The sequence below is a fragment of the Aeromonas sp. NJAU223 genome (assembly GCF_051125555.1).
Classification (GTDB): domain Bacteria; phylum Pseudomonadota; class Gammaproteobacteria; order Enterobacterales; family Aeromonadaceae; genus Aeromonas; species Aeromonas veronii_G.
Genome location: NZ_CP144204.1, coordinates 3,598,827 through 3,613,401, shown reverse-complemented (window position 1 = coordinate 3,613,401; position 14,575 = coordinate 3,598,827). Strand labels below are relative to the sequence as shown.

Annotated in this window: 12 protein-coding genes; 8 read left to right on the top strand and 4 right to left on the bottom strand. The window is 62.9% G+C overall.

The genetic code is table 11. The features are described from left to right. Positions 1 to 275: 275 nt before the first annotated feature. Both VZC39_RS16525 and VZC39_RS16520 read left to right on the top strand, forming a co-directional pair. Complete coding sequence (locus tag VZC39_RS16525; protein ID WP_349919388.1) at positions 276 to 1,376, top strand: porin; 1,101 nt, start codon at positions 276 to 278, stop codon at positions 1,374 to 1,376. A 342-nt stretch (positions 1,377 to 1,718) separates the two neighbouring features. Then, positions 1,719 to 2,663: a chemotaxis protein CheV gene (locus VZC39_RS16520; protein WP_349919386.1), complete on the top strand. Its 945-nt coding sequence runs from the start codon at positions 1,719 to 1,721 to the stop codon at positions 2,661 to 2,663. A gap of 94 nt (positions 2,664 to 2,757) precedes the next feature. On the opposite strand, the gene VZC39_RS16515 is transcribed toward VZC39_RS16520, so the two are convergent. Next, the gene (locus VZC39_RS16515) at positions 2,758 to 3,381 is read right to left on the bottom strand and encodes an arylesterase (protein WP_349919384.1); all 624 of its coding nucleotides are present in this window, start codon (positions 3,379 to 3,381) and stop codon (positions 2,758 to 2,760) included. A gap of 240 nt (positions 3,382 to 3,621) precedes the next feature. Here VZC39_RS16515 and VZC39_RS16510 point away from each other — a divergent pair, with 240 nt between their 5' ends. Beyond that, positions 3,622 to 4,335, top strand: a complete 714-nt coding sequence (locus tag VZC39_RS16510) for an ABC transporter ATP-binding protein (RefSeq protein WP_349919383.1) — start codon at positions 3,622 to 3,624, stop codon at positions 4,333 to 4,335. Continuing rightward, entirely contained in the window at positions 4,332 to 6,773 is a 2,442-nt protein-coding gene (locus tag VZC39_RS16505; protein ID WP_434663942.1) for an ABC transporter permease, read from the top strand. The genes VZC39_RS16510 and VZC39_RS16505 overlap by 4 nt, the downstream gene beginning before the upstream one ends. Before the next feature lie 115 nt (positions 6,774 to 6,888). Here the strand turns inward: VZC39_RS16505 and VZC39_RS16500 are convergent, their stop codons facing one another. Beyond that, positions 6,889 to 7,794 carry a TIGR01777 family oxidoreductase gene (locus VZC39_RS16500; protein ID WP_434663939.1) on the bottom strand — a complete coding sequence of 302 codons (906 nt, stop codon included), beginning with the start codon at positions 7,792 to 7,794 and terminating at the stop codon, positions 6,889 to 6,891. Between the two features lie 268 nt (positions 7,795 to 8,062). Between VZC39_RS16500 and VZC39_RS16495 the strand changes: the two genes are divergently transcribed. Beyond that, entirely contained in the window at positions 8,063 to 9,598 is a 1,536-nt protein-coding gene (locus VZC39_RS16495) for an EAL domain-containing protein (protein WP_434663938.1), read from the top strand. Positions 9,599 to 9,692: 94 nt separating this feature from the next. On the opposite strand, the gene VZC39_RS16490 is transcribed toward VZC39_RS16495, so the two are convergent. Together VZC39_RS16490 and VZC39_RS16485 are read right to left on the bottom strand one after the other, a co-directional pair. Further along, entirely contained in the window at positions 9,693 to 10,874 is a 1,182-nt protein-coding gene (locus VZC39_RS16490; protein ID WP_349919377.1) for a PLP-dependent aminotransferase family protein, read from the bottom strand. Between the two features lie 249 nt (positions 10,875 to 11,123). Continuing rightward, entirely contained in the window at positions 11,124 to 12,191 is a 1,068-nt protein-coding gene (locus VZC39_RS16485; RefSeq protein ID WP_349919376.1) for a M28 family metallopeptidase, read from the bottom strand. A 260-nt stretch (positions 12,192 to 12,451) separates the two neighbouring features. Between VZC39_RS16485 and trmB the strand changes: the two genes are divergently transcribed. The 3 genes from trmB (at position 12,452) to glsB (ending at position 14,542) form a co-directional block, all read left to right on the top strand. Beyond that, positions 12,452 to 13,165, top strand: coding sequence for a tRNA (guanosine(46)-N7)-methyltransferase TrmB (gene trmB, locus VZC39_RS16480; RefSeq protein WP_349919375.1), 714 nt, complete (start codon positions 12,452 to 12,454; stop codon positions 13,163 to 13,165). A gap of 29 nt (positions 13,166 to 13,194) precedes the next feature. Then, a complete protein-coding gene (locus tag VZC39_RS16475) occupies positions 13,195 to 13,527 on the top strand; it encodes a YggL family protein (RefSeq protein WP_349919373.1) in 333 nt (110 codons plus the stop codon). A gap of 94 nt (positions 13,528 to 13,621) precedes the next feature. Beyond that, positions 13,622 to 14,542: a glutaminase B gene (glsB, locus tag VZC39_RS16470; protein ID WP_349919372.1), complete on the top strand. Its 921-nt coding sequence runs from the start codon at positions 13,622 to 13,624 to the stop codon at positions 14,540 to 14,542. Positions 14,543 to 14,575 lie beyond the last annotated feature (33 nt).

Below are 14,575 nucleotides of genomic sequence, written 5' to 3'. Positions count from 1 at the left end.
TATGGTTGTCGATATAAACGACTGCCATCCCCTTTCTTGATTGTTCATTTGCTTCGATTAAATTCATTTTTTTAGATTTAAATGTCGACACATGTCAATGGTGGCGACACTTTGTGTCGGGAAAAATAGCCTTCTCGTGGTGTTTTCGAATTAATCATCCGTCGCTTCAGTTCCAGTCAAGGTTTCCGGATCTACCCTAGGTCATCGGAACATAAACCCGATCAAACGACCGAGCACAGGTCTGATAGAGAGTGTTTACACCAGAGGAACTAATAATGAAAAAGACAGCATTGACCATGGCCATCTCCAGCCTGCTGCTGGCTGGCGGCGCACAAGCTGCCACTGTTTACGATCAGGATGGCTCCAAGCTGGACATCGGCGGCCGTGTCAACGGCATGTACTACGGTACCGATGACAACGACGCCGAAGGCGATGCCAGCTACCTGCGTCTGCACATTGCCGGCGAGACCAAGATTGACGACGAGCTGACCGCATTCGGCTTCGCCGAGTACAACCTGCCGGTGTCCGGTTCTGACAACGACGAGCTGCGTTATGGCTATGCCGGTATCAAGCACGATCGCTTCGGTGCCTTCAGCTACGGTCGCCAGGACGGTCTGTTCACCAAAGCGGTGAACAACTACACCGACGTGCTGCCTGAGTGGGGTGGTGACGGCCTGGGCAAGGACACCGACGTGTTCGGTACCGGTCGTAACAACGCCCTGGCTCAGTACATCTACAACTGGCAGGGCCTGACTCTGGGCGCCCAGTTCACCGGCAACAACGATCCGCAGAACGAAAGCCGCAGCGAACGTGTTGGCCCGAACGGCACCTGGAACCCGAAAGGCTCTTCCGAAGGTTACGCCCTGTCTGCCAACTATGACTTCGACATGGGCCTGAGCCTGGGTGCCGCCTACAACCAGGCTGGCAAGACCGACGAGCAGTCCGAGAACGTGAGCTTCGGCGGCAACGACGATGCCAAGTTGTTCGGTGTGGGCGCCAAGTACTCTGCCGGCAACCTCTACATGGCGGCCACCTACTCCCACGGTGAAGACCACATGTTCGTCGATACCGGCGCCATGCGCGGTTACGCCGAGAAGATGGATGGTTACGAAGCCGTCGTGCAGTACAACATCACGCCGAAGTTCAAGCCGTCCCTGGCTTACCTGCGTACTGACGTGAAAGACGATGCCCACGGTATCGATGACACCTCCACCGAGTACGTCTCCGTGGGTGCCTGGTACAACTTCACCGACAACTTCAACGCCTACGTTGATTACAAGATCAACCTGCTGGACGAAGTCGGCTCCACCGGCAAGAACAGCCTGGGCAAGTCTACCGACGACATCGTAGCGGTAGCACTGCAGTACAACTTCTAAGTCATTCCCTGACTGCCTACTGTATTTTTGAACCGGCCGCCTCGCGGCCGGTTTTTTTATGGGCGCGCGGCAGACAGGTACCGGGTTTGAAAATCCCCGGTTCAGTATTGCGCCACTCTGGTCGATAACCCTGGATAGCGGGAACTGGGGCCTGCTTGTTCAACGCCATGCCGGCGATGGGGTGAAGATCACGCCCCTGGCGCAAGTCCCTATCTTTCCCCGACCTTTTTCATTATTTCTATCTGGAACCGTGTTGCCCCGGCAGGGGAGAATGCGGATCCTATTGGTATCTTGGCGTCCCGAGACGGGGCGGCACTCGGGCAACGGACCTAAGGGCTTTATATGGCGAGCATATTGGATTCAGTGGATCAACGTACCCAGCTGGTGGGAGAGAACCGTCTGGAGTTGCTGATGTTCCGCCTGGGATCCCAGCAGTTGTTTGCAATCAACGTGTTCAAGGTGCGGGAGGTGGTCAAACTGCCCCACCTCAACAAGATGCCGGGGGCCCACCACAACATCAGCGGGGTGGCGAACATTCGCGGGGCCTCCATCCCGGTGATCAACCTGCGCGGCGCCATCGGCATGCGCCCCATGCCCATCGACAGTGAATCCAACCTCATCATCACCGAGTACAACCGCACCATTCAGGGCTTTCTGGTGGGGCAGGTGGCCCACATCGTCAACATGACCTGGAAGGACATACTGCCGCCGCCGCGCTCCGCCGGTCGCTCCAACTACCTGACCGCCATCACCCGCATCCCCGAGGGGGACGTCGATCAGATCGTCGAGATCATCGATGTGGAGAAGGTGCTGGCGGAGATCATCACCTACGACATCCGCATCTCGAACGAGGTGCTCGACCGCAATATCCTGCCCCAGATGCAGGGGCGCCGGGTGCTCATCGTCGATGACTCCAGCACGGCTCGCAACCAGGTGCGCGAGACCCTGGCCCAGCTTGGACTCGAGGTGATCGAGTGCCAGGACGGTCTGCAGGCCCTCAAGCTGCTCAAGGGCTGGTGTGACGCGGGCAAGAAGGTGACCGACGAGATCATGCTGATGATCACCGATGCGGAGATGCCGGAGATGGACGGTTATCGCCTCACCCACGAGGTGCGCAGCGATCCGCGCATGGCCGATCTCTTCATCACCCTCAACACCTCGCTGAGCGGCAACTTCAACGAGGCCATGGTGAAGAAGGTGGGGTGCGATCGCTTCATCTCCAAGTTCCAACCGGACCTGCTGGTGGGGGTGGCCCAGGAGCGGCTGCGCCAGATCCTGGGGGCCTGACCCCGCGCTCGCGCCCAGGTTGCAACATAGAGTTGCGACATGAAAAAGCCCCCGCCTTGGCGGGGGCTTTTTGCTGTCCGTGACGACGAGCGGGTTAGCCTTTTGCGGGTGACTGGGCCAGCAGGGGCTCGATGAAACTCGCGACCCGATCGCGGATCTGCGGCTGGGCTTCTGCGGTGGGATGCAGTCCATCATTCATCATGAGTTCAGGGCGCAGCGCAATATCATCCAGAAAGAAGGGCATCAGAGGCAGCGCATTGGCCTTGGCGAGATCCGGGAAGATCTGCTCGAACTGTTGCAGGTAGCGAGCCCCGTAGTTGCGGGGCAGCTGGATCTGGGTCAGCACGGTCTGGGCCTGGCTGGCCTTGGTCAGCGCCAGCATCTTGCTCAGGTTGGCCCGGGTGATGGCCGGGGCGAAGCCGCGCAGGCCGTCGTTGGCCCCCAGTTCGATCAGCACCCAATCCGGTTTGTGCTCCTCGAGCAGGGTAGGCAGGCGGGCCAGACCGCCCTGGGTCGTCTCGCCGCTGATGCTGGCGTTGATGAGCCTGTGCTTGCCCCCTTGCTGCTGCCACTTCTCATTGAGCAGGGCAGGCCAGCTCTGCTCGGCCTGCATCTGATAGCCGGCACTCAGACTGTCCCCCAGTACCAGCAGGGTCTGGGCCTGCACCGAGGACACCCAGCAGTACAGGCAACTCAAAGCCAGCAGAAAACGCGCCATGGATTCAACTCCCATCATGTCATGCAAGGCCCGATTCATCAGGCGCTATGGATTATCGGCAAGGGGCAGGATGACGGCCACCCTGCCATGGCGTCGACACGTCCGTGACCAGGTCATGATGGCCCTGCCGTTTCGCCGGTATGGATTTTCAGCAAGGGTCCGAGTAAACAGGAATAATGCCATGAATTCAACGCTCATCATTCACCGCCATTCAGGGCCCAAGCACACAGGAAACGCAACATGAGTTCAACCCCCATCATCACAGTCAACGGGCTGGGCAAGACGGTTAGCCTCGGCCAGGAGAGCCTCTGCATCCTCGAGGGGATCAATCTGCAGGTCAACACGGGGGAGACCCTGGCGCTGGTCGGTGCCTCCGGCTCCGGCAAATCCACCCTGCTCGGGCTCCTGGCCGGGCTGGATCTGCCGAGCAGCGGCGACATCGAGATCCTCGGCCAGTCACTCACCCAGCTCGATGAGGAGGGGCGCGCCAGGCTGCGGGCCGAGCAGGTGGGCTTCATCTTCCAGTCCTTCCTGCTGTTGCCGACCCTGAGCGCCCTGGAGAATGTCATGCTGCCGGCCGAGCTGCGCGGGGAGGTGGACTGCGAGCCCAGGGCCCGCGAGCTCCTGGCCGAGGTGGGGCTCTCCGAGCGGCTGCATCATCTGCCGCCCCGGCTCTCCGGCGGTGAGCAGCAGCGGGTGGCCATCGCCCGGGCCTTCATGACCCGTCCCCAATTGCTGTTGGCGGATGAGCCCACCGGCAACCTCGACAGCAAGACGGGGGAGAAGGTGATCGAACTGCTGTTTCGCCTGAACAGAGAACATAACACTACCCTGGTGGTGGTGACCCACGATCATGAGCTGGCCCAGCGCTGCCAGCGGCAGCTGGTGATGGCGGCGGGACGGCTGGAGGCCGAGGTCATGTCGCAAGTGGCCCGCGTCAGGGAGTCGTCATGAGCAGGTGGAGACTGGGTTTGAAACTGCTGCGCCGGGAAGGTTTCAGCGGTGAACTGCGCTGGTTTGTACTGGCCCTGGCCCTGAGCGTGGCCTGCGTGCTGAGTGTGGCGCTGGTGGCCGATAGGCTGGATGCGGGGCTCAAGGCCTCGGGGCGGGACTTCATCGGTGCCGACCGGGTGCTGCGTACGGCCACCCCGGCGCAGGGGGAGTGGCTCGAACAGGCCGCCCGGAACGGTCTGGCGGTGCAGACCACGGTCAGTTTCAACAGCATGCTGTTTCACGGTGACAACCTGCAGCTGGCCTCCATCCGGGCCGTGCCGGCGGAGTTTCCCTTCTACGGCAAGCTGGAACTCAGCCCGCAACGGGCCCCGGCCCCCGGCGAAATCTGGCTCTCCGATCGGGTGATGAAACTGCTCGGTGCCAGGCTCGGGGATGAGCTCGAGGTGGGCAACACGACCCTCAGGGTCGCCGGTGAACTCGGCCAGGAGCCGGATCAGGGCTTCAGCCCCTTCCAGATGGCGCCGCGGGCGCTGATCCACAGTGCCGACATCGAGGCGACCGGCGCCCTCTTGCCGGGCAGCCGCCAGCAGTGGCGTTATCTCATCAAGGGGCCGCGAGAAGCTATCGCGAGCTATGAGGCCTGGCTCACTCCCAAGCTGAGCGCTGGGCAGAAGCTGATCAAACCGGACGATCAGGGCTCCCAGGTGGGCAAGTCCCTGGCCAATGCGGAGCGCTTCTTCCGCCTCGCCTCACTGGCGGGCGTGCTGCTCGGGGCCCTGGCCATGGGCATAGCGGTGCGCCACTTCGCCGAGCGCCAGACCAATATGGTGGCCCTGCTGAAGACCCTCGGCGCCTCCAGAGGCACCCTCTGGCAACTGATGGGGACCCTGCTGTTCTCCCTGACGCTGATCGGGGCCCTCATCGGGCTGGTGGCGGGCAGTGCCATGCAGTGGCTGACCCTGCAACTGCTCGGGGATCTATTGCCTTCTGATCTGCCGCCTCCCTCCTGGCGTCCCTTTGCCCTGGGGTTGGCGGTGGCCTTCTTCATCACCCTGCTGCTGGCCTTCATCCCCTTCCTGCGTCTGCTCAAGGTGCCCCCGCTGCGGGTGCTGCGCCGTGAGCTGGAGGCGGGGATCCCCCCCTGGCTGACGGTGCCGGTGGGGCTGCTCGGCCTGTTTGGACTGGTGTGGGGCTTCACCGCCGATGCCAGGCTCTCCCTCGGCCTCATCGGCGGCATGGGAGTCTTGATGCTGCTGCTGGCGCTGCTCGCCTCCGGCCTGCTGCGCCTCGGCCGCCGGGTCAAGGGGCCCCATGCCTTGCGCCTCGCCATCAACCATCTCTCCCGGGAGCGGGGCAGTGGTCTGTTCCAGCTGGCGGGCTTCGCGCTGGCGCTCATGCTGTTCGGCCTGCTGTGGGCGGCCCGGGTCGATTTGCTCGACGACTTCTCCGCCCGCTTGCCGGCGGATGCCCCCAACCGCTTCCTGGTCAATGTGGCCGATGAGGAGCGGGAGGGGATAGTGACGGATCTGCACCGGGCCGGTGCCGTTACCTCGGACTTCTATCCCATGGTGCGCGGGCGCCTGACCCAGATCGCCGGCCAGGCGGTGGGGGAGGACGCGGCGCGGGAGGGGGTGAACCGGGAGCTCAACTTCACCACCACGGCGGGGCTCCCCCCCGATAATCAGGTGACCGCGGGTCAGTGGCTCGGCGGCAAGGGTGAGGTCTCCGTGGACGAGGTGCTGGCGGGCCAGCTCGGCATCGCTCTCGGGGATATCCTCGGCTTCTCCATCGAGGGGCGCGACTTCGAGGCCAGGGTCACCAGCCTGAGATCCATCAAGTGGGACAACATGAGGCCGAATTTCTACATGATCTTCTCCGCCGACGTGCTGGCCCCCTTTTCCCAGACCTGGCTCGGCAGCTATCGCCTGCCCGCGGAGGGGAAGAGTGCCGAAGTGGAGCTGATCCGGCGCCATCCTACCGTCAGCCTCATCGATGTGGAGGATCTGATCGCGCGGCTCACCGTGGTCTCGGATCAGGTGAGCCGGGCCCTCGGCCTGATGTTGGGGCTGGTGACGGTGGCGGCCCTGCTGGTGCTCCTGACCCAGACCCAGGCCAGCATGGCCCACAGGCGCCGGGAACTCCTGTTGATGCGCACCCTGGGAGCCGGCAGCAAACTGCTCGAGAAGATGCTGCGCTGGGAGCTGGTGGCCAGCGGCCTGCTGGCGGGGCTCTGCGCCGCCATGGTGGTGGAGCTCTGCTCCTTCGGCCTGCAGTGGTGGTGGTTCGATGGCCAGTGGCAGTTCCACTGGGCCATCTGGGCCGGCCTGCCCCTGCTGGGGGCCCTGTTGGTGACCCTGGCCGGTCAGGGCATGCGGCGCCAGCTGCTGGCGGGTACCCTGAGCGATCGGCTCAGGGGACTGGGGCAGGGGCTGCTCTAGCGAAGCCCGTGCGGATGGCCTGGGCGGCCATCCGCTACCGGGCTCAGGTGCTGTCTATTCACCGATGTTCGTCACACAAAAAAATCCCGGCATGCGCCGGGATTTTTTTGTCTGTTCAGCGCGGGGTGCGCAGCAGATTCTCCAGCGCCTGGGGGAGGGCCGGGTAGGTGAAATGGAACCCCGCCTGTTGCAGGCGGGCGGGGAGCACATGCTGGCCGGTGAGCAGCAGATCCGCCGCCTCCCCCATCAGCAGGCGCAGGGCGGCGGCCGGCACTCGCAGCAGGTGCGGGCGGCGCAGGGTCTGGGCCAGACGCAGGCTGAAGCTGTTGTTGTCGACGGGGCCGGGGGCCGTACCGTTGAAGATGCCCTCGCACTCGTCGTGCTCCAGCAGAAACAGCATGGCGCGCACCAGATCCTGCACGTGGATCCAGCTCATCATCTGCTTGCCAGAGCCCATGGGGCCGCCGAGGCCGAGACGATAGGGGGGCAGCAACTTGGGCAGGGCGCCGCCATCCTGGCCGAGCACCAGGCCGATACGCACGATGCAGACCCGGGTCCTGGGGCTGTTGGCCCGCAGGGCGAGCTGCTCCCAGCGCTGGCAGAGCTGGTGGGTGAACTCGTCATGGGGCTGCTGGCAGCTCTCATCCAGCGCAGTGCCATCCTGGCGGCCATACCAGCCGATGGCGGAGGCATTGAGCAGCAGCCGGGGTGGCCGGTTGGAGAGCTTGATGAGATCGACCAGCTGCTCGGTCAGCAGCCAGCGGCTGTTGCACAGCAGCTGCTTGCGCTGCTCGCTCCAGCGGCCCGCGGCTATGGGCTCCCCCGCCAGGTTGATGACGATGTCCACGTCGTTGAGATCGTCCAGCCGGTCCAGGTTGTCCAGCAGTTTGACGTCGTGGCCGAGCAGCTCATAGGCACGGTTGCCCTGGCGGGTCAGCACCCATACCTCGTGGGCGACCTTGAGGTGTGCCACCAGACGGCGGCCGATAAACCCTGTCCCCCCCGTGATCAGTATCTTCATGCCGAGCCTCCCGATGTCGTTGACTCTACTCTAGAGGGCCGGGGCCCGATGAACAAGCGGCTGTTTTTGCTGACGTTATCTTTTTCCCGCTGGAGAGAGTCCGTCGGATGACGCCCTTCCTCCTGACGCGGAAAAGACGTATACAGGGGGCGGGTTCGCAGAGAGAATGCAGACAGGGCAGGGCGCCTTTTGCAGCCGGGGTGACTTGCCAAGTCGGCGACAAGCTGTAAAATCGCCCGCTTTTTCACCGCCTTGATAGTGGGGAATTATGCCATTTCGTCGTCTGATAGTGCGCCAATACTACGTCCGGCTGGCCTGGGGCCTGCTGGCAGGCCTGCTGCCCATGGTGCTCGGGATCTCCATCTCCATCTGGCAGACCATGAGCGGCGTGACGCAGGATGCACAGCAGCGTTTGCTGCATGCCCAGTACATGTTCGATCGCACCCTGGACAACGCCGAGCTGGCCGCCTCGGCGGTGATGGGGAGCGCGGGCAAACCTTGTCTCGAGGTCATGCAGGGACTGAGGGATCAGGTGGCGACGGTGCCGGATGTGCGCAGCGTCAACCTGACCGAGGGGGAGACCATCTACTGCACCTCCCTCTATGGCCCGGTGAAGGGGGAGATAGATCTCGACGACTATGTGGAGGGCAGGCTCGATCTGATGCGGGGCAACCCGGTGACGCCGAAGCGGCCGCTCATCGTCTACCGCCAGGAGGCGGGAAAGCACAGCGTGCTGGTGGGGGTGGATGGCTACTATCTGCTCAACATCCTGGACATGATGAGCCGCAACTCCCCCATCGGGCTGGTGGTCGGCCCTCAGATGCTGCTGCGAGACAGCCAGCTCACCGATCAACTGCTCACCCCCGGCACCGACGGCTATCTGGAGCAGGTCTCCAGCAAGTATCCCTTCAAGGTGGTGACCGCCCTCTCGAACCGCGACTATGTCGCCCACCTGTGGGATTACTCCAAGGTCAGCCTCATCCTCTACCCCTTGCTGAGCCTGCTGTTTGGCTGCTGGGTCTTCTGGCTGACGGGGCGCGCCGCCTCGCCGGCACAGGAGTTGAAACGGGCACTGGCTCACCAGGAGTTCATACCCTATCTGCAGCCCGTGGTCACCGGTGAGGATGCCCACTGGAGCGGCTGCGAGGTGCTGATGCGCTGGCAACACCCGCGCCAGGGCATGATCTCGCCGGATCGCTTCATTCCCATGGCGGAGGAGTGCGGCCTCATCGTCCCCATGACCCGCTCCCTGATGAAGCAGGTGCGCGAGCAGTTCGCCGGCCGGGTGCATATCCTGCCCAAGGGGTTCCACTTCGGCTTCAACATCAGCGCCAGCCACTGCAAGGACTTGAGCCTGGTGGAGGATTGCCGTGACTTCATCGATGCCTTCAAGGCCAACCCCATCAAACTGGTGCTGGAGCTGACCGAACGGGAGCTGATCGTGGCGGACGAGACCACGGATCGGCTGTTCGCCGAGTTGCACGCCCTCGGGGTCTTCATCGCCATCGACGATTTCGGCACCGGCCACTCCAGCCTGGCCTATCTGCAGGCCTTCCAGGTCGACTTCCTCAAGATCGACCAGAGCTTCGTCGGCATGATTGGCTCGGATGCCCTCTCCAGCCACATCGTGGAGAACGTCGTCGATCTGGCGACCCGGCTCGAGCTGCAACTGGTGGCGGAAGGGGTGGAAAACGAGCAGCAGGCCGCCTACCTGCAGGCCCACAAGGTCACCTTCCAGCAGGGTTACTTCTATGGCAGACCCATGCCGATGACGGATTTCATCAGCCAGCTGACCCCTCGATAAACTGATAACGGGGGTATGGGCCCCGGCTGCCGGCCCGGGTGCCCATAAAAAAAGCCAGCGATCAGGTCGCTGGCTTTTTGCATTCGAGGCGTGCTTAGAGCATGCGGGCGAGGGCGCGGGCCAACCGCTTGATGCCCTCTTCCGTAGTGGCTTCATCTACGCAGGAGAAGCTCAGGCGCAGGGTGTTCTGAATTTCGGGGCGAACGTAGAAGGGGGCACCGGGTACGAAGGCGACCTTCTCCTTGATGGCCTCGTCGAACAGGGCCATGGCACTGACGCTTTTGGGCAGGGTCAGCCAGAGGAACATGCCCCCTTCCGGCCGGGTGTAGCTGACCCCAGGCGGGCAGTGACGGCCGAGGGCGGCCTCCATGGCGGCGCGCTGGCGACCGTAGACCTCCTTGATCTTCTCGAGGTGGGCATCGAGGGAATTGTCGGTCAGGAAGCGGTGCAGCACCTGCTGGCTGAAGGCGTTGCTGTGCAAATCGGTGGCCTGCTTGGCGATGGTGACTTTCTTGCGCAGCCAGTCCGGCACCAGCATCCAGCCGAGACGAAACGCCGGCACCACTGTCTTGGAGAAGGAGCCGAGCAGCACGGTATTGTTCGGTGCCAGCTTGGCGATGGGGGGCAGGTGTTCCCCCTCGAAACGCAGCTCGCCGTAAGGATCATCTTCCACCATCAGCAGCTCGTGACGCACCAGTCGCTCGGCCAGGGCCTCGCGGTTGGCGCGGCTGTAGGAAACGCCGCTCGGGTTCTGGAAGTTCGGCACGCCGTACAGCAGCTTGGCGTTCGAGCCCTGCTCCAGCAGTGCATCCAGCGCGGCCAGATCCAGTCCCTCTTCGCCCAGGGTGATGGGTTTGAAGTGCGGCTGGTAGACGGAAAACGCCTGGATGGCGCCGAGGTAGCCCGGCTCCTCGATGATGAGATCCTGCCCCTCGTTCACCAGTACCTTGCCCAGCAGGTCCAGCGCCTGCTGGGAGCCGCTGGTGATGAGGATGTTGTCCGGATTGACTTCCATGCCGTGGCGGCTCAGGTAACGGTCGGCGATGTACTGGCGCAGGGGGGCGAAGCCTTCCGTGGTGGCGTATTGCAGGGCCGCAGCACCCTGCTCGCGCAACACGTCCTGGCAGGCCTGATCGATGGCCTTGACCGGGAACAGATGGGGATTGGGCAGGCCGCCGGCGAAGGAGATGATCTCCGGATTGGCGGCAACTTTCAGGATTTCACGGATGAAGGAGGGTTCGACTTTCTCGAAGCGCTGGGCGAAAAACGGCTGCATAAGGTTCTCTCTGACTAGGGGGCGGTCATTCCATTCAACCGCCACGTTATCCGTTTGTATCAGATTTGAGAAATGAGGCAATGGCTGTCACAAAAATCCATAAAAAAGGGCAGGTTTGGCACCTGCCCATATTTTATGGCTTCCCCCGGCCCAAAGAACGTCAATCCCTCTGCCGGGGGGCTTGCTCAAGCGATGGGCGTTCACCGCTCAGCCCTCGCTGGCAGGCGGGGGCGGATCATCGCCCAGCGTTCAGAGCCCGGGCTCCTTGAGGAAGCGGATCATCAGATCCGTGTTGGCGCCGAGCTGCTGCTCAACCCGGCCCGGGAACAGTTCGGCCATCTTGTCGAGGCGGTCGTGCTCGGTGTGCCAGATCTTGCCCCATTGGGTCTCGCTGTCCCGATCGCAGGCGCTCTTGGTTGCCTCGTCGTAGCAGTCCCACAGCGCCGGATGGGTGCTCTGGGAGTAGCCGTCGTAGCCATCTTCCCCGTCGATGGTGAAGTTGGTGGCCTCCACGTAGGCGATGGGCACCCCGAGGCAGGCGAAGGGGGCATGATCCGACCAGCTGCCGGTCTCCCCTTCCGGATAGCCGGGGTAGCTCGGGTGGATGGCGAAGGGGGTCGCCGTGCTCTTGGAGAGCGCCAGCAGGCGATCCCGCACCTTGGGATCGAAGCTGTAGCGGCTCGGATCGGCGCAACTGTACTCGGCCACGTCCGAGTGGGCTGAGTGGACGTAGACGATGTCGCCGCCGGCGATGGTGTCATAGTTCACCATGGCGAGCAGCCGGGCGGTAGCGGCCGCGTCCAGGCTGGCGGCATAGGCCTTGGAGCCGTTGAGGCCGTTCTCTTCCGCCCCGAAGAAGGCAAAGCGGACCGTGTAGGGCAGGGTCTGGCCCTTGAGGGCCTCGGCCACCGCCAGGAGGGCCGCCACCCCGGCGCCGTTGTCGGTGGCCCCTTCAGAACCCTTCTTCTCACCGGTGCTGTCATAGTGGGCGCCGATGAGGATCACCTTGTCGCTCTGACCCTTGAGTTCGGCAACGATGTTCTGGGACTGCTTGCTGGCGCCGCTTCGGGTGTAGGTGAAGGGCTGGTTTTGCACCTCGTAGCCCCAGCCGGTCAGGAGATCCTGGATCCAGGCGGCGGCGCGGGTCTCCGCCTCGGTGCCCGTGGGACGGGCACCGATGCCCTCGGCGCCGGAGCTCAGCTGCACCAGATACTCATGGGCCTGATGGGCGGGCGCCGGAGGTTGTGAGTCGTTGTCCGAGGGGTTGCACCCGGCCAGCAGGGTCGCGATGGCCAGGGTCAGCAGGGTTTTCTTCATACTGCAATCCTTTGTTGTGTATGGCTTTATTATCAGCAGTCAGGATGCACCCGACCCCCGGCAGATTCTGTGAGTGGGGCGGCATTTGTCAATCAGGAGGGCGGAAATGGTCGATGACGGGGGATTTGTTGCGCGAAACACTTGCGCCTTGGGCCTATCTTGGGATAATTCGCTCCCCGGTTTTTGCGCGCTGATGCAATAACGAGCAATCCATTAATGTCGCCTGGGATCCAGCGCGATGAGATAACGAGCTATTTACTATGTCTGTGACCCAAGATGTGTTTAACGAAGACGGCAAGTTCATGCGCAAGGTTCGCAGCTTCGTCCGTCGCGAAGGCCGCCTGACCAAGGGGCAGGAGAAGGCCCTGGAAGAACTCTGGCCGGTCATGGGCATCGATTTCGCACCGGCGCCGCTGGACATGGTGGCGCTGTTTGGCCGCGAGGCACCCGTGGTGCTGGAGATTGGCTTTGGCATGGGCGCCTCCCTGGTGGAGATGGCCAAGAATGCCCCCGAGAAGAACTTCATCGGCATCGAGGTGCACTCCCCGGGCGTAGGTGCCTGCTTGGGTACCGCCCAGGAGGCCGGCGTCACCAACCTGCGCGTCATCTGCCACGATGCGGTGGAAGTGCTTGAGCACATGATCCCGAACGGTTCGCTCGCCTGCCTGCAGCTCTTCTTCCCGGATCCCTGGCACAAGAGCCGCCACCACAAGCGCCGCATCGTGCAACCCGCCTTCGCTCAGGATATTCGCCAGAAGCTGGCCATCGGTGGCGTCTTCCACATGGCCACCGACTGGGAAAACTATGCCGAGCATATGCTGGAAGTGATGAGTGCCGCCGAAGGCTACGAGAACACGGCCGAGAGCGGCAACTGGGTGCCCCGTCCCGAGTGGCGTCCCCTGACCAAATTCGAACAACGTGGCCATCGTCTGGGGCACGGGGTTTGGGATCTGATTTTCAAGCGCGTTAGCTAATCACCCGTCAACTAACCTAAGGAGCTGTCATGGCCAATCGTAGTCGCCGTCTGCGTAAGAAACTGCGCGTCGATGAATTCCAGGAAATGGGGTTCGACATCAGTTTCAACTTCCCGGTCGGTACCGCCGAAGAGACCATCGATAACGTGGTCGATACCTTCATCGACGAGGTCATCGAGCCCCGCAAGCTGGCCTTTGCCGGCTCCGGCCATCTGGCCTGGGAAGGCATGATCTGCACCCAGCAACTCGGCAAATGCACCGAGGAAGACCGCGCCGCCGTCCAGTCCTGGCTGGCTGGCAAGGGGTTGGAAGCCGTGGTGGTCACCGAATTGTTTGACCTCTGGTACGGCGAGCCGGCCTGAGTCAAACCGCCCGCAGGGCAACAGGAAAATCCCGCCACCGGCGGGATTTTTGTCGGTGGGCGCAGGCTCACCGGTTTTTGTCATGGAATCGTCGATGGTGTTGTCATCCGAATTACTGGCCAGCATTCTTGAGCAGGTTCGCCCCTTGCTGGGGCAAGGCAAGGTGGCCGATTACATTCCCGCACTGGCCCAGGTGCCGGCCGACAGGCTGGGCATTGCGGTCTGCACCGTGGAGGGAGAGCTGTTCACCGCCGGTGACGCCTTCGAGCCTTTCTCCATTCAGAGTATCTCCAAGGCCCTGAGCCTCACCCTGGCCCTGACCCTCTATCAGGAGGAGGAGATCTGGCGCCGGGTCGGCAAGGAGCCCTCCGGCCAGCCGTTCAACTCCCTGGTGCAGCTCGAGTTCGAGCAGGGCATACCGCGCAATCCCTTCATCAACGCCGGCGCCCTGGTGGTGAGCGATCTGCTGGAGACCCGGCTCACCGCCCCGCGTCAGCGCACCCTGGAGCTGGTTCGTCGCCTCAGTGGCAACCCGGCCATCATCGCGGATCAGGTGGTGGCGCGCTCCGAGTATCAGCACGCCGCCCGCAATGCCGCCATCGCCTATTTGATGAAGGCCTATGGCAACTTCGAAAACGAAGTGGACAAGGTGCTGCAAAGCTACTTCAATGCTTGCGCCATCCGAATGAGCTGCGCCGATCTTGCCCGTACTTTCATCTATCTGGCCAACCGCGGGGTGCCGCTCGGTGAGAGTACGCCGTTGTTGCCGGCCCGCACCGCCAAACAGGTCAATGCCCTGCTGGCCACCTGCGGTCTTTACGACGAGGCGGGGGATTTTGCCTATCGCGTGGGCATGCCGGGCAAATCCGGGGTCGGCGGCGGCATCATGGCGCTCATCCCCGGCGAATTGTGTGTCTGTGTCTGGTCACCCGAGCTCAACAAGGCTGGCAACTCCCTGGCGGGCACGGCTGCCCTCGAGCTGCTGGCCGAGCGGCTCGGACGCTCCATTTTTTGATGTTTGATTGTTCACTTTGAAGACGAGAATCAC